Here is a 21,387-nt window from a genome sequence, read left to right on the forward strand (position 1 = left end):
CGTCCCGGGGCGGCTGTAGTCTCGGCCCAAGACTAGGGCACGCCGTTCAGCGCGCACCGAGGGGAGGTCGCGTGGGCGACTACCAGGGCACACTCCAGCCCGGCGCGCGCGTGGACGATGCGGTCTACCTCCCCGCGGAGCCGGGCGCCGTGCGTTGGGGCCGGCTGCCCAAGTGCGGCGACGCTCCCGTCCTCACCGTGGACCCCGGCGCCGCGCTCACCGTCGACACCGTCAGCCACGAGGGCCTCCTCCCGGACCAGGGCTCGGACCCGGCCGCGTTCTTCGCCGGGCACGGGGTTGCCCCCGAGGACGTGCTCGAGGACGCCATCGCGATCGCCGCGACCGGCGCGCGCACCGCCGCGGACGGACCGCACGTGGTGACCGGACCCATCGAGGTGCGCGGCGCGCGCCCGGGCGACCTCCTCGCGATGACGCTGCTCGACGCCACCCCGCGCGTTCCTTACGGCGTCATCTCGAACCGGCACGGCCGCGGGGCGCTGCCGGGGGAGATGCCCGCCGGCCCCGCCGACGTCTCGGTCTTCACCCCCATCGCGCCCGACGAGCACGGCGAGTGGCGCGGTCGCCTGCCGCTCACCGAGGGCGGCGAGCGCACGGTGTCGTTCCCGCTCGCCCCCTTCCTCGGCATCATGGGCGTCGCCACCGACACCGACGAGGCGGCCCATTCGGTCCCGCCCGGTCCGCACGGCGGCAACATCGACATCCGCCACCTCACCGCCGGCGCGACGCTCTATATCCCGGTGCAGGTGCCCGGCGCGCTCGCGTACGTGGGCGACCCGCACTTCGCGCAGGGCAACGGCGAGGTCGCCCTGACCGCGCTCGAGGCGTCGCTGCGCGCGCGGATCCGCCTCGACGTGCTCGACGCGACGGACGCGGCGCGCGAGTTCGGCGCCCTCGTCACGCCCCTCGCGGCCGACGCGACCCACCTCATGCCCACCGGGCTCGACGCGGACCTCGACGAGGCCATGCGCGCGTGCGTCCGTCAGGCCATCGCGCTGCTCGGCGCGCGCTACGGGATGGCGCCGCACCTCGCGTACGCGTACCTGTCGGCCGCCACCGACTTCGAGATCTCCCAGGTCGTCGACCTGGTCACGGGCGTCCATGCCCGCATCCGTCGCGCCGACTTCGAGGGGGTCAGGTGAGGGTTCGCATCGAGGGGGGCGCGCCCGCGCCCGAGGGCCTGGTCGAGGCGGTGCTCGCGTACGAGGAGGCGCTGGTCGCCGACGACCTCGACGCGCTCGCCGACTTCTTCGAGCGCGGCGCCGACACCGTCCGCGGCGACCGCAACGGCCTCCTCACGGGCCACGCCCGCATCGCCGGCTTCCGCGCCCGCCGCGGCGGCGCGGGAGCCCGCGAGGTCGCCGAGCTGCGCGTCCACCTCGCGGGGGACGATGCGGCGCACGTCACCACCGTCAACGTCCCGTTGGGAGGCGGCCGCGGCCTCGTCACCCAGCTGTGGCGCCGCGCGGACGACGGCGCGTGGCGGATCGCCGCCGCGCACGTCACCGCCCCCGCGCCGGCGTTCGACACCCGGGTGTGGCGCGCGGTCGGCGCGCCGCTCGTCGCCGGCGCGGGCGAGGGCCCGCTCGCGGGCGAGACCGTCGCCGTCAAGGACCTGTTCGCGGTGGCCGGCCACCGCATCGGCGTCGGCGTGCGCGCGTTCCTGGCCGAGGCGCCCGTCGAGGACGCGAGCGCGCCGGCCGTGCAGGCGCTGCTCGACGCCGGCGCGGATGTCGTCGGCATCGCACAGACCGACCAGTTCGCCTACTCCATCGCGGGCCTCAACCCCGACTACGGCACCCCGCCCAACCCCGCCTTGCCCGGCGCGATCCCGGGCGGCTCGAGCTCCGGCCCCGCCGCCGCGGTCGCGCTCGGCCAGGCCAGCATCGGCCTCGGCAGCGACACCGCCGGCTCGATCCGCGTGCCCGCCTCCTACATGGGCCTGTGGGGCCTGCGCCCGACCCACGGCGCCGTGAGCCTCGAGCACGTGTGGCCGCTCGCGCCGCGCTACGACACCGCCGGCTGGCTCACCCGCGACGGAGAGACGATGCGCCGGGTGGCGGCCGTGGGGCTCGCCGGCGCCGACGCGGTCCCCGGCTCGGGCGCGTTCCTCGCGGCGCCCGCCGTGATGATGTCCTGCGGCGCGGGCGTCCGCGACGCCTTCGACGCCGCGCTGGCCGCCCTCGCCGCCACCGGGCTGCGGGTGTGCCCTGTCGACGTGCCCGCGCTCGACGACCTGCTCACCGCGTTCCGCGTGACGCAGCAGGCCGAGGCGTGGCGCAGCGACGGGGCATGGGTCGAGTCGCACCCCGGCGTGCTCGCGCCCGACGTCCAGGAGCGCTTCGACCTCGCCCGCGACGTCACGCCCGAGCAGGAGGAGCACGCGCTCGCCGACGCGGGGCTGCTCGCCGCCCGCCTCGACCTCGAGCTCGGCGACGGCATCCTGATCGTCCCGGCCGCCGCATCGTCCGCCCCGCGGCTCGACGCGAGCGACGCCGAGCTCGAGTCGCGCCGCCGCGCGACCCTGTCGATCACCGCGATCGCGGGCCTCACCGGCCGCCCCGCGCTCTCCGTGCCGCTGCTCGACACCCCCGACGGGCCGGTGGGCCTGTGCCTGGTCGGGCCGCGCGGATCGGACCTCGCGCTGGTCGAGGCGGGGCTCGCGCTCGAGGCCGCGGTGCGCAATCCGGGCGAAACATCGCTCGGGCAGACTGTGTAAGCCACATCAACATTCCGGGGAGGCCCCGATGTCCCTGCCAGGCCCGATCGACCCGCCCGCGCGCCTGCTCATGGGGCCCGGCCCCATCTCGGCGCACCCGCGCGTGCTGCAGGCGATGTCGGCGCAGCTGGTCGGGCAGTACGACCCCTTCATGACCGACGCGATGGGCGAGGTGCAGGACCTCTACCGCGGCGTCTTCGCGACCGCGAACGCGCACACGCTGCTCATCGACTCCACCGCGCGCGGCGCGATCGAGGCGGCGCTGGTGTCGCTCCTCGAGCCCGGCGACCGCGTCCTCGTGCCGGTGATGGGCCGCTTCGGCCACCTGCTCGTCGAGATCGCGGGACGATGCGGCGCCGAGGTGCACACCGTCGACGCGCCGTGGGGCGAGGTGGTGCCGCTCGAGGCCATCGCGGCCGCGATGGAGCGCGCCCGCCCGAAGGTGCTCGCGATGGTGCACGGCGACACCTCGACCACGATGCGCCAGCCCTTCGAGGGGCTGCGCGAGCTGTGCGACCGCTTCGACTGCCTGCTCTACGCGGACGTCACCGCGACGTTGGGCGGCAACCCGTTCCCCACGGACGCGTGGGGCGTCGACGCCGCGACCGCGGGCCTGCAGAAGTGCCTCAACGGGCCCTCGGGCTCGGCCCCGGCGACGTTCTCGCCGCGCGCCGTCGAGGTGATCGAGTCGCGCCGCAGCATCGAGGCCGGCATCCGCGAGCCCGGCGACCCCGCGGTCGCGCACCCGATCCGCTCGAACTACTTCGACCTCGCGATGATCTTCGACTACTGGTCGCCCCGGCGCCTCAACCACCACACCGAGGCCACGACGATGCTCTACGGCGCGCGCGAGTGCGCCCGCCTCGTGCTCGAGGAGGGGCTCGACGCGTACCAGGTGCGGCACGACCTGCACGGCCGGGCCATGCTCGCCGGCGTCGAGGGCCTCGGCCTGACCGTCTACGGCGACCGCGCGCACCGGATGGCGAACATCGTCGCGGTCGAGATCCCGGAGGGAGTCGACGGCGAGGCCGTGCGCGGATCGCTGCTGCGCGACTTCGGGATCGAGATCGGCACCTCGTTCGGGCCGCTCGCGGGGCGCGTGTGGCGCATCGGCACCATGGGATGGAACGCGCGGACCGATGCGGTCCTCGCGACGCTCGCGGCCCTCGAGGCCGTGCTGCGCCGTCAGGGCGTCGCGCTGCCGGCGGGCGGGGGCGTCGAGGCCGCGTACGACGTGTACGGGGCCGCCGCATGAGCCGCCGATCGCGCGCGAAGGGCCCGTCCGAGGCCGCGCTCGCGGACGCGCGCGAGGCGCTGCGCCGCTGCGACGTGCTCGCCGGCATCTCCTCGATGGAGGGCGGCATCGAGCGCGTCTACCTGTCGCCCGAGCACGCGCGGGCCAACGCCCAGGTCGCCGAGTGGATCGAGGCCGCGGGCATGCGCGCGTGGCAGGACGAGGCGGGCAACGCGCGCGGCTCGTACCCGGGCGAGGGCCCGCACGCCCCGGTGCTCCTGCTCGGCTCGCACCTCGACACGGTGCCGGACGCGGGCCGCTACGACGGGATCCTCGGCGTGATGATCGCGATCGCGGTCGTGGAGCGCCTCAGCGAGCACGGGGTGCGGCTGCCGTTCGGGCTCGAGGTGCTGGGCTTCGCGGACGAGGAGGGCGTGCGCTTCGGGCGCACGCTGCTCGGCTCGTTCGCCGTCGCGGGCACCTTCGACGAGGAGTGGCTCGACCTGACGGACGACGACGGGGTGACGATGCGGGACGCCTATAGCGCGTTCGGCCTCGACCCGGACCGGGTCACCGCGGCGGCGCTCGACCCCGCCGCCGTGATCGGCTACCTCGAGGCGCACATCGAGCAGGGCCCGCTGCTGCTCGACGCCGGCCGGCCCCTCGGCGTCGTGTCCGGGATCATGGGCGCCAAGCGGTTCGACCTCGTCATGGAGGGGCAGGCCGGCCACGCCGGCGGCGTCCCCATGCTCCACCGCCGCGACGCGCTGCTCGGCGCGGCCGAGACGGCGCTCGCGGTCGAGCAGGTGGCCCTCACCGAGGGGGTGGTCGGCACGGTCGGGGAGATGCGGGTCGAGCCGGGCGCCGCGAACGTCATCCCGGGGCGCGCCGAGCTCTCGCTCGACGTGCGCGCCGCCTCGGACGCGCAGCGCGACGGCGCGTGGGAGCGGATGCGCGCCCGCGCGGTCGAGGCCGCGGGGCGCCGCCGGCTCCAGTTCACCGAGACGCTGCGGCACGTGGCCCCGGCCACCTCCTCCGAGCGGAGGCTCAGCGAGGCCGTCGAGCACGGCATCCGCGCGGTCACGGGCGAGCCCGAGGCGATGGAGGTCCAGTCGAAGGCGGGCCACGACGCGATGGCGATCGCGTCGCTCACGCCGTACGCCATGCTCTTCGTCCGCAACGGCAACGGCGGCATCAGCCATCACCCCGACGAGACCGTCACCGTCGAGGACGTCGCGCTCGCGATCGACGCCTTCGAGGCGGCGGTGCTCTCTATCGCGCACCGGCAGGGAGCCGCTACGGTGTCGTGATGGCCGAGTCCGCGACCGCTCGACGCCCCCGCGCCGAGCGGGGCGACTACCGCGCCAACCATGCCCGGCTCATCGACGCCGCGTTCGCCGTGTTCGACGAGACCGGCATCGACACGCCGCTCGGCGTCGTGGCCGTGCGGGCCGGTGTGGGGGAGGCGACGCTCTACCGTCACTTCGCGAGCCGCGACGACCTGCTGGCCGAGCTCTACGAGGCCGCCGCCGCGGACGTGGAGGCCGCCACGATCGTGGCGCTCGAGGCGGCGCATCCGGACATCGCGACCCGGCTCGACGCGTTCTTCGACGCGATGGTCGCGGCGATCGCGGCGCATCGTTCCTACTCGCAGCTCGCCGCCCGGGGGTCCCGGCTCCGTCCGGGACGGCCGGTGGACCCGCGGGGCGTGATCGGCGTGCGGGCGCTCGTCGCGGACGGGCAGGCCGCGGGCCTGCTCGCGTCCGACGTCCTCACGACGGATCTCACCACCCTGGCGCTCACCGCGGGCACCCTCGCCGCCGAGGCGACGCCCGCGACCGACTTCGGGTGGCGCCGCCACCTCGCGCTCGGCCGGCGCGGGCTCGCGCCCGCGCACGCGAGCGCGGACGGGCGGGACCTGGCGGACATCGAGGTGCCGCCGATGCCGTTCCACGTGTCGCAGCCCACGATGGCGCAGGTCCACGGCTGGGGCCGGCGCGGGGACGTCGCCGACGGCTGACCCCCATTTCTGGGGGCTTTCGATGCCTCCCGGGCGGGCGTAGCGTCGAATTGCGCAACGAGAGCAGCGCTCTCGGATCAGGCCGGGCCCCACGGGCCCGGGCCTTCGAGGGGGAGTGCGGGCACGAGTGCCGGGCCGGACGTGGTCGCCCGACCCCGCAGGCGCCCGCGGCGCACGCCTCCCCGCCTTCGGCCCCTGCCCGCGCCACACGGCGCAAGTCCCCGGGAGACGGACATGGCAGACACGCACGCGGAGCAGCATCACACCCGGATCCGCATCATGGTCGGCCTGGCTGCGGTCGCCATCATCGCGGCGGTCGTCTGGATCGCCATCGTCGCCTCGAGCGGCTCGAACACCCCGTCGTCGGTCTCCGGCGACGTCGTCGACATCCCGACGCTGACCTTCGACGACAACCTGTCGCCGATGTCGGGTCAGTGACGCGCGAGGGCGGCCCCGCGATCAGCGGGGCCGCCCTCGCCCCGTCCGGCACGGCCGTCCCGGTGCCACCCGGAGCGACGGCGGACCTGTCGCCGCGCCGTGCGCCCCGCCTACGCTCGCGGGCATGACCACCCATCCCTTCCGCCAGGTCGACGTGTTCGGCTCCGGCCCCTTCACCGGCAACCCGGTCGCGGTCGTCCTCGACGCCGATGGCCTCACCGACGCCGACATGGCCCGCATCGCGCGGTGGACGAACCTGTCGGAGACGACGTTCGTCCTGCCGCCCACCGACCCCGCGGCCGACTACCGCGTGCGGATCTTCACCGTCGCGGAGGAGCTTCCCTTCGCCGGGCATCCCACGCTCGGCACCGCACGCGCGTGGCTCGACGCGGGCGGCGTGCCGCGGGACGCCGGCGCGCTGGTGCAGGAGTGCGGCGTCGGCCTCGTGCCGATCCGCGTCGACGGCGACCGGTTCGCCTTCGCGGCCCCGGCCCTGAGAAGGTCAGGACCGGTGTCCGACGCCGACCTCGACGAGGCGTGCGCGCGGCTGCGACTGCGCCGCGACGAGATCGTCGACGCCGCGTGGGTCGACAACGGCCCGGGCTGGATGGGGCTGCTGCTCGCCGACGCCGACCGCGTGCTCGCGGTCGCGCCCGACGCCGGCGCGCGCTCCGAGCGGGGCTTCTACGGGGTCGCCGGTCCCGCCGCGGGACGGGCCGACGGCGTCGCTCTCGAGGTGCGCGCCTTCATGTACGACGCCGGCACGCCGATGGCGGAGGACCCCGTGACCGGGAGCCTCAACGCGTCGCTCGCGCAGTGGCTCACCGCCGCCGGCGTGCTGCGCGCGCCCTACACGGCGGCCCAGGGCACCGCGATCGGGCGTGCCGGGCGCATCGCGGTCGAGGCCGCGGACGGCGAGCTGTGGATCGGCGGCGCGACCGAGGTCGCCATCAGCGGCACGATCGAGGCCTGAGGCACCGTCTGCTCAGTGCGCGTCGACGTCCGAGGCGGCGCCGAGGCCGGTGCAGTCGACCTCCTCCGCGTGGTGCCCGGCGAGGTAGTGCGCCGCGCCCCGCTCGCCGCCCACCGTCGCGAGCAGCGGCCCCAGGTGGGCCGCGCCCACCAGCACCGGGTGGCCCGGCACGCCGCCGTCGACCGCGCGCGCGAGCACGCGCGGGTCCCCGGTGAAGCGCTCCGCGACCCGCGCCACGGCCTCGGGGGCGAGCGCGGGCAGGTCCACGAGCGTCACGAGCACCGCGTCCGCGTGCGCGGCCCGGGCGATCTCGATGCCCGCTCGCAGGCTCGAGCCGATGCCCTCGTGCCACGCCTCCGCGACCACGCCGTGGGCGCCCTTGGGCAGCAGATGCCGCGCCTCGTCGGCGCCCGCGCCGAGCACCGCGACCACCGGTTCGCAGCCCGCGTCCGCGAGCAGGGTGCAGGCGCGCGGGAGCCAGGCCCCCGCATCGTCCCGTGCCAGGGCCTTCGGTCCACCGAAGCGCGTGCCGGCCCCCGCTGCGAGCACCACGCCGACCAGCCTCTCTGCCATGCTGTTCATCCTAGGGAGGAACCATGATCGAGCCCCGGCGAGACGACCTTCTCGCATGCCTCAACGTCGCCCGCTGGGCCGACGCCCTGTCCGGCCGCGCGTACGCCACGATGCTCGAGCTCGAGCGCGCGGCGGTGTCCGCCGGCACCCCGCTCACGCCCGCGGAGATCGACGAGGCGCTGTCCGCCCACCCCCGCATCGGCGAGCGTCGCGAGGGGGACGATGCGGAGGCCAGGTTCTCGCGCTCCGAGCAGCGGGCCTCGGCCTCGCCCGACGAGGCGCTCGCGGCCCGGCTCGCGGCGCTCAACGCGGACTACGAGGCCCGGTTCGGTCGCGTGTTCCTCATCCGCGCGGCGGGGCGCTCGCGCGAGGAGATCGTGGGGGAGATCGAGCGTAGGCTCGAGAACGACGACGCGGCCGAGCTCGCCGAGGTGGCGGACCAGCTGCGCGGCATCGCGCTGCTGAGGCTGCGCACGACGTACGGCGAGGAGGCGGCATGAGCCACGTCACCACCCACGTGCTCGACTCGGTGCACGGACGCCCCGCCGCGGGGATCCACGTGCGGCTGCTGCGCGGCACCGAGGAGCTCGCGACCGGCGTCACGGACGCCGACGGGCGTATCTCGACGCTCGGCCCGGACCGCCTGCACGAGGGCACCTACCAGCTGGTGTTCGCGACGGGGGAGTGGTTCGCCGACCACGGCGTCGCGACGTTCTACCCCGAGGTGCGCATCGCCTTCGGCGTCGACGGCGACCCGCACTATCACGTGCCGCTGCTGCTGAGCCCGTTCGGCTACTCGACCTACCGCGGGTCCTGAGCCCGCCCTCCTCGCTCCGCCCCGACAGCGCCGCCTCCCGCGCACGCCCGGGTAGTTGACGTGTCAGGAATCGCGGCGGGCTCGTGTACGTTCTTGCGGCATGACTATCGAGATCGACATCTGGTCCGACATCGCGTGCCCGTGGTGCTACCTCGGCAAGCGCCGCCTCGAGGAGGCGGTCGCCGCGTCGGGCGAGGACGTGTCCATCCGCTACCGCAGCTTCCAGCTCGACCCCTCCCAGCCGACGGGCGTCAACCGTCCTCACTCGGAGGCGCTCGCGGAGAAGTTCAGCACCACCGTCGACAAGGTCCTCGAGATGAACGCGCGTCTCGAGGGCCTGGGCGCCGAGGCGGGCATCGAGTACCGCTTCGACAGGTACATGACCGCGAACACGCGTGACGCCCACCGGCTCCTGCACCTCGCGCACGAGCGCGGCCTGGGCCCGGCGCTCAAGGACCGGTTCATGCAGGCGCAGTTCACCGAGGGCGCGCTGATGGACGACGCGGACACGCTCGTGCGTCTCGCCGCCGAGGCGGGCCTGGACGAGGCGGAGGCGCGCGCCGTGGTCTCGTCGGACGCGTACGCGGAGGCCGTCGAGGCGGACATCGTGCAGGCCGCCGCGTACGGCGCGAGCGGGGTGCCGTTCTTCGTGTTCGACAACGCCTTCGCGATCTCGGGAGCGCAGCCGGTGTCGACCTTCGAGCTGGCGCTGCAGAAGGCGCGCGAGGCCCGGGAGGCCGCGACCGTCTAGCCGCGCACCGGCCTCCGCCGATTGACAATCAACAGAAATCTCTCGATTATCGAGAGGTGAACTCCGTCGTCATCAACGGGCTCCGCGCCCTGCTCGTGCTCGTCCTCGTCGGATCCGTCCTCGGCCAGGTCCTCGTGGTGCTCATGGCGCAGGCGAACGGCGCCGAGGACCCCTGGTTCGTCGGCCTCGAGGTGCCGTACTCGATCGCCGGCATCGCCACGATCGCGTGCGTCCAGGCGGCGGTCGTCGCCATCTGGGCGCTGCTCGCCATGGTGGCGAGCGGTCGGATCTACAGCGGGCGTGCGCTGCGCTGGGTCGACGCGATCATCTGGTGCGGCGCGATCGCCACCGGCATCGTGGTGGCGACGGCCGCGAACACCTGGGTCATCGTGGGCTTCCATGCGCCCGGGGTGGCGCTGGGACTCGTGGGCTCCCTCGTGGCCGGCGGCACGTTCGTGCTCCTCATGCTCGTGATGCGCGGGCTGCTCGTCGCCGCCATCGCCGACCGCGCCGAGCTCGCGGAGGTCATCTGATGCCCGTCGTCGTCGACCTCGACGTGATGCTCGCGCGCCGCAAGATGCCGGTCGGCGAGTTCGCCGCCGCCGTGGGCCTGTCGCCCGCGAACGTCGCCGTCCTCAAGAACGGCCGCGCGAAGGCGATCCGCTTCTCCACCCTGGAACGCATCTGCGAGGTGCTGGACTGCCAGCCGGGCGACCTCCTGCGGTGGGAGCCGGACGGCGCCTGACGCATCGTCCCCGCAGACGGCGAAAGGGGGCCGGCCCGACGGGCCGACCCCCTCCGCCATGCCTGAGGTCAGGCGCGGTTCGCCCGGTAGTAGGCGATGAGCGCCTGGGTGGACGCGTCCTGCGAGGCGAGCGCCGCATCGTCCCCCTCGATCGCCGGGGCGATCTCGAGTGCGAGCTTCTTGCCCAGCTCCACGCCCCACTGGTCGAAGGCGTTGATGCCCCACACCACGGACTGCGTGAAGGTGATGTGCTCGTACAGCGCGATGAGCTGGCCCACCACGGACGGGGTGAGCGACGGCGCGAAGATCGACGTGGTCGGCTTGTTGCCCGCGAACGTGCGGGCGGGGACGAGCGCGCCGGTGGTGCCCTCCGCCTCGACCTCCTCCGCGGTCTTGCCGAAGGCGAGCGCCTTGGTCTGCGCGAGGAAGTTCGCGAGGAACAGCGCGTGGACGTCCTGGCCGCCGTCCTCGAGCGGGTAGGCCGGGTTCACGACGGCGATGAAGTCCGCCGGGATGAGCCGCGTGCCCTGGTGGATGAGCTGGTAGAACGCGTGCTGGCCGTTGGTGCCGGGCTCGCCCCAGAAGATCTCTCCGGTGTCGGTGGTGACGGGCGAGCCGTCCCAGCGGACCGACTTGCCGTTGGACTCCATCGTGAGCTGCTGCAGGTACGCCGGGAAGCGGTGCAGCTGCTGCGCGTACGGCAGCACGGCGTGCGACTGCGAGCCCAGGAAGTTGCAGTACCAGACGTTGAGCAGGCCCATGAGGACGGGCACGTTCTTCTCGAGCGGCGTCTCCGCGACGTGCGTGTCGACGGCGTGGAAGCCGGCGAGCAGCTCGCGGAACACGTCCGGGCCGAGCGCGATCGCGAGCGACAGGCCGATCGCCGAGTCGACCGAGTAGCGGCCGCCCACCCAGTCCCAGAAGCCGAAGGCGTTGGTCGGGTCGATGCCGAAGGCCGCGACCTTGTCGAGCGCGGTCGAGACGGCGACGAAGTGGTGCGCGACCGCATCGTCCTTCTCGGCGTCGGTCGCGACGGGGACGCCGGCCTCGGCGAGCGAGTCCCACAGCCAGTCGCGGGCGAGGCGCGCGTTGGTGAGCGTCTCGAGGGTGGTGAAGGTCTTCGACGCGACGATGAACAGGGTGGTCTCGGGGTCGAGGCCCTTGACCTTCTGGCCCATGTCGGTGGGGTCGATGTTGGACACGAAGCGCGCCTCGATGCCCGCGGTCGCGTACGGCTCGAGCGCCTCGTAGACCATGACGGGACCCAGGTCCGAGCCGCCGATGCCGATGTTGACGATGTGCGTCACCGACTTGCCGGTCACGCCCTTCCACTCGCCCGAGCGGACGCGCGCGGCGAAGGCGTCGATCGCGCCGAGGACGTCCTGGACATCCTTGTCGACGTCCTGGCCGTCGACCTCGAGCGCGGGGGAGGCGCCGGCGGGGCGGCGCAGCGCGGTGTGGAGGACGGCACGGTCCTCGGTGGTGTTGATGTGCTCGCCCGCGAGCATCGCCGAGTAGCGCGCGGCGACGCCGGTCTCCTCGGCCAGCTTGACCAGGGAGGCGAGGATCTCGTCGGTGACGAGGTTCTTCGACAGGTCGACGTGGAGGTCGGCGAGGGGGAGCGAGAAGCGCTCGACGCGCGAGGCGTCGGCGGCGAACCACCCGCGGAGATCCGGGGTGAACGATGCGTGGAGGGCCTCGAGCTCGGCCCAGGCGGACGTGGTCGTGGGATCGATGGGTGCAGTCACGGTTGCCAGGCTAGTCCGATCGGGGGCGATGCGCCCGGGACCTGGGGCGGCGGAGGTCCCCACCCGGGCGGGCGGGCGGCGAGGCGGCGGCCTCCCTCACGACCGGCCGCCCCGCCGCTGGGCTCAGACGGCCGCGCCGACGAACTCCTCGACGGCCTTGCGCGCCTCGTTGCCGTACACCGCGGCGGGGCCGCCGCCCATGAGGATCGCGACGCCGATGGTCTCGTAGATCTGCTCCGGCGTGGCGCCCGCCGAGAGCGCGTCCTTGACGTGGCACGTGATGCAGCCGCCGCAGCGCACCGCGATCGCGATCGCGAGGGCGATGAGCTCCTTCTCGCTCTTGGTGAGCGCGCCGTCCTCGAGCGCGGCGTGATGGAGGTTGAAGAAGCCCTTGATGGTGCCGGGGATGTGATCGCCCAGCGCGCCGATCCCGCACATCACGTCGTCGTAGTGCTCGAAGTGGTTCATGGTCCCGCGTCCTTCCGACAGTGGACGCCCGGCGGCGTTGCCGGGCTCGGGGACCCGGTTCCACGCTAGGAAGCAGGTGCCGATCAGGCTCGGGACCTTGGTCCGGGACGATGCGGCGTGGGCCTCGGGGCTCAGCCGTGGCCGAGCGCGGCGTCCAGCCGCTCGCGCCAGTCGTCGCCCGCGAGCCCCGCGCGGTCGAGCAGGTCGCGGTGGTCCTCCCGCGCGTGCTCGAGCGCGTCGTCGAGCAGGGTGAGGTCGCCGCGGGCGGCGATGAGGACGGCGGCCTGGATGCGCTCGGGGTCGGCGCTCGGGCTCACGCGGAGCCGCTCGAGCGCGCTCACCACGCGCGGGGCGGAGCGGCCGAAGTCGTCGGCGGCGCGCTCCGCGATCCGGTCACCCACCACAGCCATGGCGGGAATCCTCTCACGGTGCGAGGGGCTCCCCGGCCTCGGGTGCGCCGGTCTCCGGCTCGGCTGTCGGGCGGGCGGCCGCGCGGGCCGGCGCGACCGCCTGGATGATCACGGCCGCGGCCACCAGGGCGGCGGCGATCGGCACGGCGAACAGTCGGATCCCGCCGATCACGTAGTCGAGCAGCCAGAACGCGAGGGCGCCGTTCTGCCCGAGGTGCTCGGAGGCGCGGATCAGGAGCTCGGTGCCGAAGACGATCGCGGCGGTGCCGACGAGCACGAGCCCGGCCGCCCACTGGGCGCAGCGCTTCGCCGTCGGATGCATGGCTCGAAACTAGTCGCAGACCAGGCGTGACGACAATGGCCTACCCCTGGCGCGCAGAGATGCCGCGGAACCGACAGTGGTCTACCACTTCGCGGGGTCGCGGGGCGGGGGAGCGCTACAGCTCCGGCGCGACCGCCTGCCGACCCTGCACGAACACCCCGGCGATCGCCGGCTGGCGCAGCCCGACGAGCAGCGTGAACAGCTCCTCGAGCGTCGCCTGCTCCTCGTCGTCGGACCGGATCCCCATCGAGAGCATCCCCTCGAGCGGCTCCCAGCGGGACGTGTCGATCAGCAGGAAGTCGGCGTCCTTGCCTGCGTCGAGGTTGCCGAACGCGTGCTCCATGTCGAGCGCCCGCGCGCCCGCCAGCGTCGCCGCGAACAGCAGCTCGGCCGGGTGCAGCGCGGTGCCCGCGTCCCCGAACTCGGAGATGTGGACCTTGTACGCGTCGCCGGCCACGCGCGAGATCAGCCACTCGTCGCCGGCGCCGATGTCCGAGCCCAGCGCCACGTTGACCCCCGTCTCCACGGTGGCCCGCCACGGCATCGTCCCCGAGCCCAGGAACAGCTGCGAGGTGGGGCAGTGCGCGATCGAGGTGCCCGTCTCCGCCATGCGCGCGAGCTCGCGCGGCTGGCAGTGCACCGCGTGCGCGAGGGACGACCGGCGGCCCAGCAGCGACCGGCCTCCCATCCGCGAGCCGGGCAGGAAACGCCCGTCGTACGTGTCGAGGTACGCCTCGACCCCGTAGGACCCGAGCACGGCGGCGATCTCGCCGTCGCCCTTGCGGTTGTTCTCGTTGAGGTGCGAGTGGAAGTAGACGCCGTGGAGCTGCGCCTCCTCGTACAGCTCGCCCATCGCGGCCAGCGTGCGCTGCGTCACCGACAGCGAGAAGCGGGGCACGATCGCGACCTGCACGAGCGCCGAGCACGGGTCGCCCGTGTCCACGGCGTGCCAGCGGTCGATCTCGTCGGCGACCAGCTCGATGGCCTTCTCCTCGGACGTGAGGAGGGACGATGCGGCGGGCGGCCCCACGGTCTGCACGCCGCGGCCGGACACCACCCGCAGCCCCGCGGCCAGGGTCTGCCGGTAGAGCGCGTCCTGCGCGACGGGGAAGGCCGAGCCGAAGACCATCGCGGCCGTGGTGCCCGCGGCGATGCGGCGGCGCGTGAAGTAGCGCGCGGCGCGGTCGGCGAAGTCGGGGTCCGCGAAGCGCGACTCGGTGGGGAAGATGCAGTGGTCGAGCCACTCGAGGAGCTGGCCGCCGCCGTGCGCCGCCGTCGCGTACGACTGCGGGAAGTGGACGTGCGCGTCGACGAAGCCGGGCAGCAGGTAGTCGGCACGGGTGACCGGGGCGTCGGCGTAGTCCGCGGGCAGCGAGTCCCACGGCCCGATCCACGCGATCATGCCCTCCGCGTCGACCACCAGAGCGCCGTCCGGCAGCGACACGAGATGGGAGGCCACGTCGGTCTGCGCGGGCGCGCCCGCGATGTGGAACACGTGCGCGCGGAACACGCGGAGCTCGTGCGCGGCGGCCATTGCCGGTTCTGCCATCCCTGTGAAACCTCCCCCAGCGCCCACCCGTGCGCGGAGGACGTATCCCGTCACCGTAGACCGCGCCCGTTTCGGCGGCGTTTCGGGAGCGCGGGCCTCTGTCCACAGGTTGTCCCGGCGTGTCGCGCGCGGCGCGCCCGGCTACCCACAGGCAGCGTGCCCCGTTGTGGGAAAAATGTGGGGAAAACTGTGGATGAAACACACCATCTAGTGGTGGCACTCGGGAGCAGGCCCCATATATAGTGGCGCTTGCTGTCTCACGTTTCGTCTCTCGAAAGGACGTCCCCATGACGATCTCGGTCTACTCGAAGCCCGCCTGCGTGCAGTGCACGGCCACCAAGAAGGCGCTCGAGCGCGCCGACCTCGAGTTCCAGATCTTCGACGTCACCGAGGACCAGGACGCCTACGACACCGTCATGAAGCTCGGCTACCTGCAGGCCCCCGTGGTCATCGCCGGCGACGAGCACTGGTCCGGCTTCCAGCCCGACCGCATCGCCGCCCTCGCCGAGCGGGCCGCCTCCTAAGCACTCCGCCGCATGGCCTCGCTCGTCTACTTCAGCTCCACCTCCGGCAACACCCACCGCTTCGTCCAGAAGCTGGGCGTGCCGGCGGATCGGATCCCGCTGTACTCCACGGACGAGCCCCTCAAGGTCGACGAGCCCTACGTGCTCGTCGTCCCCACCTACGGCGGCGGCAATGACCGCGGCGCCGTGCCCAAGCAGGTCATCAAGTTCCTGAACGACGAGCACAACCGCTCGCTCATCAGGGGAGTGATCAGCGCGGGCAACACCAACTTCGGTTCGGCCTACTGCATCGCCGGCGACATCGTCGCCCAGAAGTGCAAGGTGCCGCACCTGTTCAAGTTCGAACTCTTCGGAACGCAGGACGACGTGGACGCCGTCCGCAACGGATTGGATGTGCTGTGGAAGCAACAGTGATCGACGCCCCCCGCACGGGCATGGACTACCACTCGCTCAACGCGATGCTGAACCTCTACGACACCGAGGGGAGGATCCAGTTCGACAAGGACCGCGAGGCGGCGCGCGAGTACTTCCTCCAGCACGTCAACCAGAACACGGTCTTCTTCCACTCGCTCAAGGAGCGCCTCGACTACCTGGTCGAGAAGAAGTACTACGAGCCCGAGGTGCTCGCGCAGTACGACTTCGCGTTCATCCAGCAGCTGACCGAGCGCGCGTACTCCAAGAAGTTCCGCTTCCCGACCTTCCTCGGCGCGTTCAAGTACTACACGAGCTACACGCTGAAGACGTTCGACGGCAAGCGCTACCTCGAGCGCTACGAGGACCGCGTCGTGATGGTCGCCCTCACGCTCGCCGCCGGCGACGAGGCGCTCGCGACCAGCCTCGTCGACGAGATCGTCGCGGGCCGCTTCCAGCCCGCGACCCCGACCTTCCTCAACGCGGGCAAGGCCCAGCGCGGCGAGTTCGTCTCGTGCTTCCTGCTGCGCATCGAGGACAACATGGAGTCGATCGGCCGCTCGATCAACTCCGCGCTGCAGCTGTCGAAGCGCGGCGGCGGCGTCGCCCTGTCGCTGTCGAACATCCGCGAGGCCGGCGCGCCGATCAAGCACATCGAGAACCAGTCCTCGGGCATCATCCCCGTGATGAAGCTCCTCGAGGACTCCTTCACCTACGCGAACCAGCTGGGCGCGCGTCAGGGCGCGGGCGCGGTGTACCTCTCGGCGCACCACCCCGACATCATGAAGTTCCTCGACACCAAGCGTGAGAACGCCGACGAGAAGATCCGCATCAAGACGCTGTCGCTCGGCGTCGTCGTGCCGGACATCACGTTCGAGCTCGCCCGCAAGAACGAGGAGATGTACCTCTTCAGCCCGTACGACGTCGAGCGCGTCTACGGCGTCCCGTTCGGCGACATCTCGATCAGCGAGAAGTACCACGAGATGGTGGACGACGCGCGGATCCGCAAGACCAAGATCTCGGCCCGCCAGTTCTTCCAGACGGTCGCGGAGCTACAGTTCGAGTCGGGCTACCCGTACGTCGTGTTCGAGGACACGGTGAACAAGGCGAACCCGGTCGCGGGCCGCATCAACATGTCGAACCTGTGCTCGGAGATCCTCCAGGTCAACACCCCGTCGACCTTCAACGAGGACCTCACGTACGCGGAGATCGGCAAGGACATCTCCTGCAACCTGGGCTCGATGAACATCGCCACCGCGATGGACGGCGGCGACCTCGCGAAGACGGTCGAGATCGCCGTGCGCGGCCTCACCGCGGTGTCGACCCAGTCGGCCATCGACGCGGTGCCGTCGATCCGCTACGGCAACGACCGCGCCCACGCGATCGGCCTCGGCCAGATGAACCTCCACGGCTACCTGGGCCGCGAGCGGATCCACTACGGCTCCGAGGAGGGGGTGGACTTCACCAACATCTACTTCTACACGGTGCTGTTCCACGCGATCGCGGCCTCGAACACCATCGCGAAGGAGCAGGGCACGGCCTTCGAGGGCTTCGAGAACTCGACCTACGCGAGCGGCGCGTTCTTCGACAAGTACACCGAGCAGGAGTGGGTCCCCGCGACCGCCCGCGTCGCGGAGATCTTCGCGGACGCCGGCATCGCGATCCCCACCCAGGACGACTGGCGCGCGCTCAAGGCGAAGGTCCAGGAGCACGGCATCTTCAACCAGAACCTCCAGGCCGTCCCGCCCACCGGCTCGATCTCGTACATCAACAACTCGACCTCCTCGATCCACCCGATCGCGTCGCGCATCGAGATCCGCAAGGAGGGCAAGCTGGGCCGCGTGTACTACCCGGCGCCCTTCATGGACAACGACAACCTGGAGTACTTCCAGGACGCGTACGAGATCGGCCCCGAGAAGATCATCGACACGTACGCCGCGGCCACGCAGCACGTGGACCAGGGCCTGTCGCTGACCCTGTTCTTCCCCGACACCGCCACCACGCGCGACATCAACAAGGCGCAGATCTACGCCTGGCGCAAGGGCATCAAGACCATCTACTACATCCGCATCCGCCAGATGGCGCTCGAGGGCACCGAGGTCGAGGGCTGCGTCAGCTGCATGCTGTAGCGTCCCCCCGCCTGTGCTTGAAAAGGAACTGACATGACAGAGAAGCTCACGCTGGTCAGCCACGTGGACGCCATCAACTGGAACCGCATCCAGGACGAGAAGGACGTCGAGGTCTGGAACCGCCTCACGGCCAACTTCTGGCTGCCCGAGAAGGTGCCGCTGTCCGGCGACGTGCAGTCGTGGAACACGCTCACCGCCGAGGAGCAGACGCTCACGATGCGCGTGTTCACCGGCCTCACGCTGCTGGACACCATCCAGGGCACCGTGGGTGCCGTCTCGCTCATCCCCGACGCGCTCACCCCGCACGAGGAGGCCGTCTACACGAACATCGCGTTCATGGAGTCGGTGCACGCCAAGAGCTACTCGTCGATCTTCTCGACGCTGTGCTCGACGCCCGAGATCGACGCCGCGTTCCGCTGGTCCACCGAGAACCAGAACCTGCAGCGCAAGGCGCAGATCGTCCTGGACTACTACCACGGCGACGACCCGCTCAAGAGGAAGGTCGCCTCGACCCTGCTCGAGAGCTTCCTCTTCTACTCGGGCTTCTACCTGCCCATGTACTGGTCCAGCCGCGCCAAGCTGACGAACACGGCCGACCTCATCCGCCTCATCATCCGCGACGAGGCCGTCCACGGCTACTACATCGGCTACAAGTTCCAGAAGGGGCTCGAGCTGGAGTCGGAGGCCCGCCGCGAGGAGCTCAAGGACTACACGTTCTCGCTCCTGTACGACCTCTACGAGAACGAGGTCCAGTACACGCACGACCTCTACGACCCCCTGGGCATGGCCGAGGACGTCAAGAAGTTCCTGCACTACAACGCCAACAAGGCCCTCATGAACCTGGGCTACGAGGCGCTGTTCCCGTCCACCGTCACGGACGTGAGCCCCGCGATCCTGTCGGCGCTGTCGCCCAACGCGGACGAGAACCACGACTTCTTCTCGGGCTCGGGCTCGTCGTACGTGATCGGCAAGCACGAGGAGACCACGGACGACGACTGGGACTTCTGAGCCCCGGATCCGTCCACGCAGCGAGGCCCCGCACCGTCAGGTGCGGGGCCTCGCTGCGTCCGGGGGACGATGCGGCGTCGCGCCGCGCTCAGACCAGCCCGGAGTACTGCTGCCAGGCGGGGCCGGCGGCCGGCGCATCGTCCCGCGTCACCGACGCCTGGATGAGGCCGTACGGCCGGTCGTCGGCGTGGAAGACCTCGTTGTCGTTGGCGATGCCGAAGCGCGCGAGGTCGTACGCGAAGTGGTGCTTGTTGGGCGCCGACAGGCGCACCTCGACCAGCTCGGGGACCGCCTCGAGGGCGGCCTTGCCCATCTCGTACAGCGTCTGCTGCAGCGCGAGGGAGTGGAAGCCGGCGAAGGTCTCGACCAGCGCGGCCTTGATCTCCGCGTAGCCCTCGTCGAAGTCGAAGGTCGCGGCGTCGACGTCGCCGAAGCGCCACTTCGCGACGAGCGACGTCGCCATGATGCGGTCCGAGGTGGGCTCGAGCACCGTGTACTCGTCCTTGAGGAAGCCGTGGAACTCGGAGCCCGAGGACTTCAGCACCACGAGGTCCTTGAGGCCGCCCGTGATCCAGGTCGCGCCGTCCTCGACGGTGACCGCGACCGTGCGCACCTCTTGGCCCGACCGGACCCACGAGAAGTCGTGCTCGGCGCCGCCCACCGACACGCGCTCCCACGCGAACTCCTCGAGCTCGACGCGCGCCTGGTCCACGGGCTCGACGTCCGCGACGAAGTGCGTGGCCAGCGCGAGCGCGTACCTCTCGAGCGACGCGAGCCCCACGGTCTTGGCGAACGCGTACGAGGTCTGCTTCTGCGTGTCGGTGGGGAGCACGGCGCCCTGGTCGCCGGTGAGGTGCGCGTCCTCGAAGCGTCCGCGCAGGCACGTCGACACGTTGACGTCGCGGATCTCGTGGCGCGGGCTGTCCCGCACGATCCTGACGATGCGGTTCTCCGCCTTGCCGTACTGGTGGTCCCCGAGGATGATCGCCATGGCTGCCTCTCACGCGTTCCGATGATGCGTCGCCACGCTAGGGCATGTCGGTTTCATCGACATTTCGAGGCGTCACATCGTTCTCCCGCCCCGACACCTGCAACGGAGCGGGTCCCGGTCTCCCGGCGTGTCGCGGGACGATGCGCCGGGCACCGCGGCGTGTCGCGCCAGGTTCCGTTGCGGCTGTCAGAGGGAGGGGCGGTCGAGCAGCGTGCCCTCGGCCTCCTCGGAGCCCGCGATCCACACCCGGCGCACGCGGCCGGCGAGCGCGTGCCCGTCGAAGGCGGTCACCTTGTTGCGGTGCTCGAGGGCGTCCGCGTGCACCTCCCACGGGACCTCGGGCGCGAAGACGACGAGGTCGGCGTCGCGGCCCGCGGCGATCGCGCCCTTGGCGTCCAGCCCGGCCCACGCGGCCGGGATCGCGGACGTCCACGCGGACACGGCGGACAGCGGGTAGCCGCGCAGCCGTGCGCCGGTCCACACCGCCGGCAGGGCCACCTGCAGGCCCGCGATCCCGCCCCACGCGACCGAGAAGTCGCCCGCCCCGGCGAGCTTGAGGTCCGCGGTCGCGGGGGAGTGGTCGGAGGCGATGAAGTCGATCACGCCGTCGGCGAGCGCGTCCCACAGGGCATCGCGGTTCGCCTCGGAGCGGATGGGAGGGCAGCACTTGTACTGGGTCGCGCCGTCGGCGATGTGCTCGGCGTCGAAGGTCAGGTAGTGCGGGCAGGTCTCCGCCGTGAGCGGCAGCCCCTCGGCCTTGGCGGCCGCGACGAGCGGCAGCGCGGACGCGGCGGACAGGTGCAGGATGTGCGCCCGCACCCCGGTGGCCCGCACCCCGTCGATCACGGCGGCGATCGCGCTGGTCTCGGCCTCCTCGGGCCGCGAGGCCACGAACGAGCCGTAGCCGCGCCCGATGCCGTCCTCGTGCGCGGACAGCACGTCCGGATCCTCGGCGTGCACGATGAGCAGCCCGCCGAAGCCCGCGATCTCCTCCATCGCGGCGCGCAGCTGGTCCCGGTCGAGGTGGCCGAACTCGTCGACCCCGCTGGGCGCGAGGAAGCACTTGAAGCCGAACACGCCCTCGTCCCACAGCGCCCGCAGCGATCCCAGGTTCTCCGGCACGGCGCCGCCCCAGAAGCCGACCGTGACGTGCGACTTCCCGGCGGCGACCGCGCGCTTGACCGCCAGCGCCTCGGGCGTCGTCGTCGGGGGGATCGAGTTGAGCGGCATGTCGATGAGCGTGGTGACGCCGCCGGCGCGGGCCGCGCGGGTGGCCGAGTCGAAGCCCTCCCACTCGGTGCGGCCGGGCTCGTTGACGTGCACGTGGGTGTCGACGCCGCCCGGCATGAGCACCTCGTCGGGGCCGAGCGCGATCTCGACGCCGGCGGTCATCGGCGCGTCGAGCGGCCCGACGGCGACGATGCGTCCCGCCTCGATCGCGACGGACGCGGGCTCCTCACCGGTGGGCAGGATCGCGCGGGCGGCGCGGATGACGAGGTCGTGGGTCATGGATTCCCTTCCCGGCTGCTGACAGACTGA

The 21,387-nt window shown here is 72.3% G+C and carries 24 protein-coding genes; 16 read left to right on the top strand and 8 right to left on the bottom strand.

What is annotated here, in order from left to right:
- Nucleotides 1–71 precede the first annotated feature (71 nt).
- The 7 genes from AOM02_RS06405 (at nt 72) to AOM02_RS06435 (ending at nt 7,402) form a co-directional block, all read left to right on the top strand.
- Nucleotides 72–1,160: an acetamidase/formamidase family protein gene (locus tag AOM02_RS06405; RefSeq protein ID WP_062297886.1), complete on the top strand. Its 1,089-nt coding sequence runs from the start codon at nt 72–74 to the stop codon at nt 1,158–1,160.
- A complete protein-coding gene (locus tag AOM02_RS06410; protein ID WP_228373788.1) occupies nt 1,157–2,737 on the top strand; it encodes an AtzH-like domain-containing protein in 1,581 nt (526 codons plus the stop codon). Before AOM02_RS06405 ends, AOM02_RS06410 begins: the two co-directional genes overlap by 4 nt.
- 28 nt (nt 2,738–2,765) lie before the next feature.
- Nucleotides 2,766–3,992, top strand: coding sequence for a pyridoxal-phosphate-dependent aminotransferase family protein (locus tag AOM02_RS06415; protein ID WP_062297889.1), 1,227 nt, complete (start codon nt 2,766–2,768; stop codon nt 3,990–3,992).
- The gene (locus AOM02_RS06420) at nt 3,989–5,281 is read left to right on the top strand and encodes an allantoate amidohydrolase (protein WP_062297892.1); all 1,293 of its coding nucleotides are present in this window, start codon (nt 3,989–3,991) and stop codon (nt 5,279–5,281) included. The genes AOM02_RS06415 and AOM02_RS06420 overlap by 4 nt, the downstream gene beginning before the upstream one ends.
- A complete protein-coding gene (locus AOM02_RS06425; RefSeq protein WP_062297894.1) occupies nt 5,281–5,991 on the top strand; it encodes a TetR/AcrR family transcriptional regulator in 711 nt (236 codons plus the stop codon). The genes AOM02_RS06420 and AOM02_RS06425 overlap by 1 nt, the downstream gene beginning before the upstream one ends.
- A 234-nt stretch (nt 5,992–6,225) precedes the next feature.
- Complete coding sequence (locus AOM02_RS06430; RefSeq protein WP_062297897.1) at nt 6,226–6,429, top strand: hypothetical protein; 204 nt, start codon at nt 6,226–6,228, stop codon at nt 6,427–6,429.
- A gap of 124 nt (nt 6,430–6,553) precedes the next feature.
- Nucleotides 6,554–7,402 (top strand): PhzF family phenazine biosynthesis protein, encoded by an 849-nt coding sequence (locus tag AOM02_RS06435; protein ID WP_062297899.1) that lies wholly within the window; start codon nt 6,554–6,556, stop codon nt 7,400–7,402.
- Nucleotides 7,403–7,414: 12 nt separating this feature from the next.
- Here the strand turns inward: AOM02_RS06435 and AOM02_RS06440 are convergent, their stop codons facing one another.
- Nucleotides 7,415–7,975, bottom strand: a complete 561-nt coding sequence (locus AOM02_RS06440) for a nucleotidyltransferase family protein (RefSeq protein WP_062297901.1) — start codon at nt 7,973–7,975, stop codon at nt 7,415–7,417.
- Nucleotides 7,976–7,998: 23 nt separating this feature from the next.
- Here AOM02_RS06440 and AOM02_RS06445 point away from each other — a divergent pair, with 23 nt between their 5' ends.
- The 5 genes from AOM02_RS06445 to AOM02_RS06465 all read left to right on the top strand — a co-directional run bounded on the left by AOM02_RS06445 (nt 7,999) and on the right by AOM02_RS06465 (nt 10,288).
- The gene (locus AOM02_RS06445; RefSeq protein ID WP_062297904.1) at nt 7,999–8,475 is read left to right on the top strand and encodes a 2-oxo-4-hydroxy-4-carboxy-5-ureidoimidazoline decarboxylase; all 477 of its coding nucleotides are present in this window, start codon (nt 7,999–8,001) and stop codon (nt 8,473–8,475) included.
- Nucleotides 8,472–8,792 (top strand): hydroxyisourate hydrolase, encoded by a 321-nt coding sequence (uraH, locus tag AOM02_RS06450; RefSeq protein ID WP_062297906.1) that lies wholly within the window; start codon nt 8,472–8,474, stop codon nt 8,790–8,792. Before AOM02_RS06445 ends, uraH begins: the two co-directional genes overlap by 4 nt.
- Nucleotides 8,793–8,892: 100 nt before the next feature.
- Nucleotides 8,893–9,543, top strand: coding sequence for a DsbA family oxidoreductase (locus AOM02_RS06455; RefSeq protein ID WP_228373789.1), 651 nt, complete (start codon nt 8,893–8,895; stop codon nt 9,541–9,543).
- A 56-nt stretch (nt 9,544–9,599) separates the two neighbouring features.
- Complete coding sequence (locus tag AOM02_RS06460) at nt 9,600–10,076, top strand: DUF2975 domain-containing protein (protein ID WP_062297908.1); 477 nt, start codon at nt 9,600–9,602, stop codon at nt 10,074–10,076.
- Nucleotides 10,076–10,288, top strand: coding sequence for a helix-turn-helix domain-containing protein (locus tag AOM02_RS06465; protein WP_062297910.1), 213 nt, complete (start codon nt 10,076–10,078; stop codon nt 10,286–10,288). The genes AOM02_RS06460 and AOM02_RS06465 overlap by 1 nt, the downstream gene beginning before the upstream one ends.
- A gap of 68 nt (nt 10,289–10,356) precedes the next feature.
- On the opposite strand, the gene pgi is transcribed toward AOM02_RS06465, so the two are convergent.
- The 5 genes from pgi to AOM02_RS06490 all read right to left on the bottom strand — a co-directional run bounded on the left by pgi (nt 10,357) and on the right by AOM02_RS06490 (nt 14,785).
- On the bottom strand, nt 10,357–12,036 hold the full coding sequence (gene pgi / locus AOM02_RS06470; protein ID WP_062297912.1) for a glucose-6-phosphate isomerase: 1,680 nt from the start codon (nt 12,034–12,036) through the stop codon (nt 10,357–10,359).
- Between the two features lie 123 nt (nt 12,037–12,159).
- Complete coding sequence (locus AOM02_RS06475) at nt 12,160–12,504, bottom strand: carboxymuconolactone decarboxylase family protein (RefSeq protein WP_062297915.1); 345 nt, start codon at nt 12,502–12,504, stop codon at nt 12,160–12,162.
- A 131-nt stretch (nt 12,505–12,635) separates the two neighbouring features.
- Nucleotides 12,636–12,914 (bottom strand): hypothetical protein, encoded by a 279-nt coding sequence (locus tag AOM02_RS06480; RefSeq protein WP_062297917.1) that lies wholly within the window; start codon nt 12,912–12,914, stop codon nt 12,636–12,638.
- 13 nt (nt 12,915–12,927) lie between these two features.
- Nucleotides 12,928–13,236 (bottom strand): hypothetical protein, encoded by a 309-nt coding sequence (locus AOM02_RS06485; RefSeq protein WP_062297920.1) that lies wholly within the window; start codon nt 13,234–13,236, stop codon nt 12,928–12,930.
- A 115-nt stretch (nt 13,237–13,351) separates the two neighbouring features.
- Nucleotides 13,352–14,785 carry an amidohydrolase family protein gene (locus AOM02_RS06490; protein ID WP_062297922.1) on the bottom strand — a complete coding sequence of 478 codons (1,434 nt, stop codon included), beginning with the start codon at nt 14,783–14,785 and terminating at the stop codon, nt 13,352–13,354.
- A 287-nt stretch (nt 14,786–15,072) separates the two neighbouring features.
- Here AOM02_RS06490 and nrdH point away from each other — a divergent pair, with 287 nt between their 5' ends.
- Genes nrdH through nrdF form a run of 4 tightly spaced genes read left to right on the top strand, consistent with a single transcriptional unit; the run spans nt 15,073 to nt 18,857 of the window.
- Entirely contained in the window at nt 15,073–15,309 is a 237-nt protein-coding gene (gene nrdH / locus AOM02_RS06495) for a glutaredoxin-like protein NrdH (protein ID WP_062291240.1), read from the top strand.
- A 12-nt stretch (nt 15,310–15,321) separates the two neighbouring features.
- Complete coding sequence (nrdI, locus tag AOM02_RS06500; protein ID WP_062297924.1) at nt 15,322–15,723, top strand: class Ib ribonucleoside-diphosphate reductase assembly flavoprotein NrdI; 402 nt, start codon at nt 15,322–15,324, stop codon at nt 15,721–15,723.
- Between the two features lie 20 nt (nt 15,724–15,743).
- Nucleotides 15,744–17,849, top strand: a complete 2,106-nt coding sequence (gene nrdE / locus AOM02_RS06505; protein WP_062298156.1) for a class 1b ribonucleoside-diphosphate reductase subunit alpha — start codon at nt 15,744–15,746, stop codon at nt 17,847–17,849.
- Nucleotides 17,850–17,882: 33 nt separating this feature from the next.
- The gene (gene nrdF / locus AOM02_RS06510) at nt 17,883–18,857 is read left to right on the top strand and encodes a class 1b ribonucleoside-diphosphate reductase subunit beta (protein WP_062297927.1); all 975 of its coding nucleotides are present in this window, start codon (nt 17,883–17,885) and stop codon (nt 18,855–18,857) included.
- Nucleotides 18,858–18,945: 88 nt separating this feature from the next.
- On the opposite strand, the gene pucL is transcribed toward nrdF, so the two are convergent.
- Nucleotides 18,946–19,848, bottom strand: coding sequence for a factor-independent urate hydroxylase (gene pucL, locus AOM02_RS06515; RefSeq protein ID WP_062297929.1), 903 nt, complete (start codon nt 19,846–19,848; stop codon nt 18,946–18,948).
- Between the two features lie 186 nt (nt 19,849–20,034).
- Complete coding sequence (gene allB / locus AOM02_RS06520; protein WP_062297932.1) at nt 20,035–21,357, bottom strand: allantoinase AllB; 1,323 nt, start codon at nt 21,355–21,357, stop codon at nt 20,035–20,037.
- Nucleotides 21,358–21,387 lie beyond the last annotated feature (30 nt).

Origin of the sequence: Demequina maris (assembly GCF_000971155.1) — a bacterium.
GTDB classification, from domain to species: Bacteria; Actinomycetota; Actinomycetes; order Actinomycetales; family Demequinaceae; genus Demequina; species Demequina maris.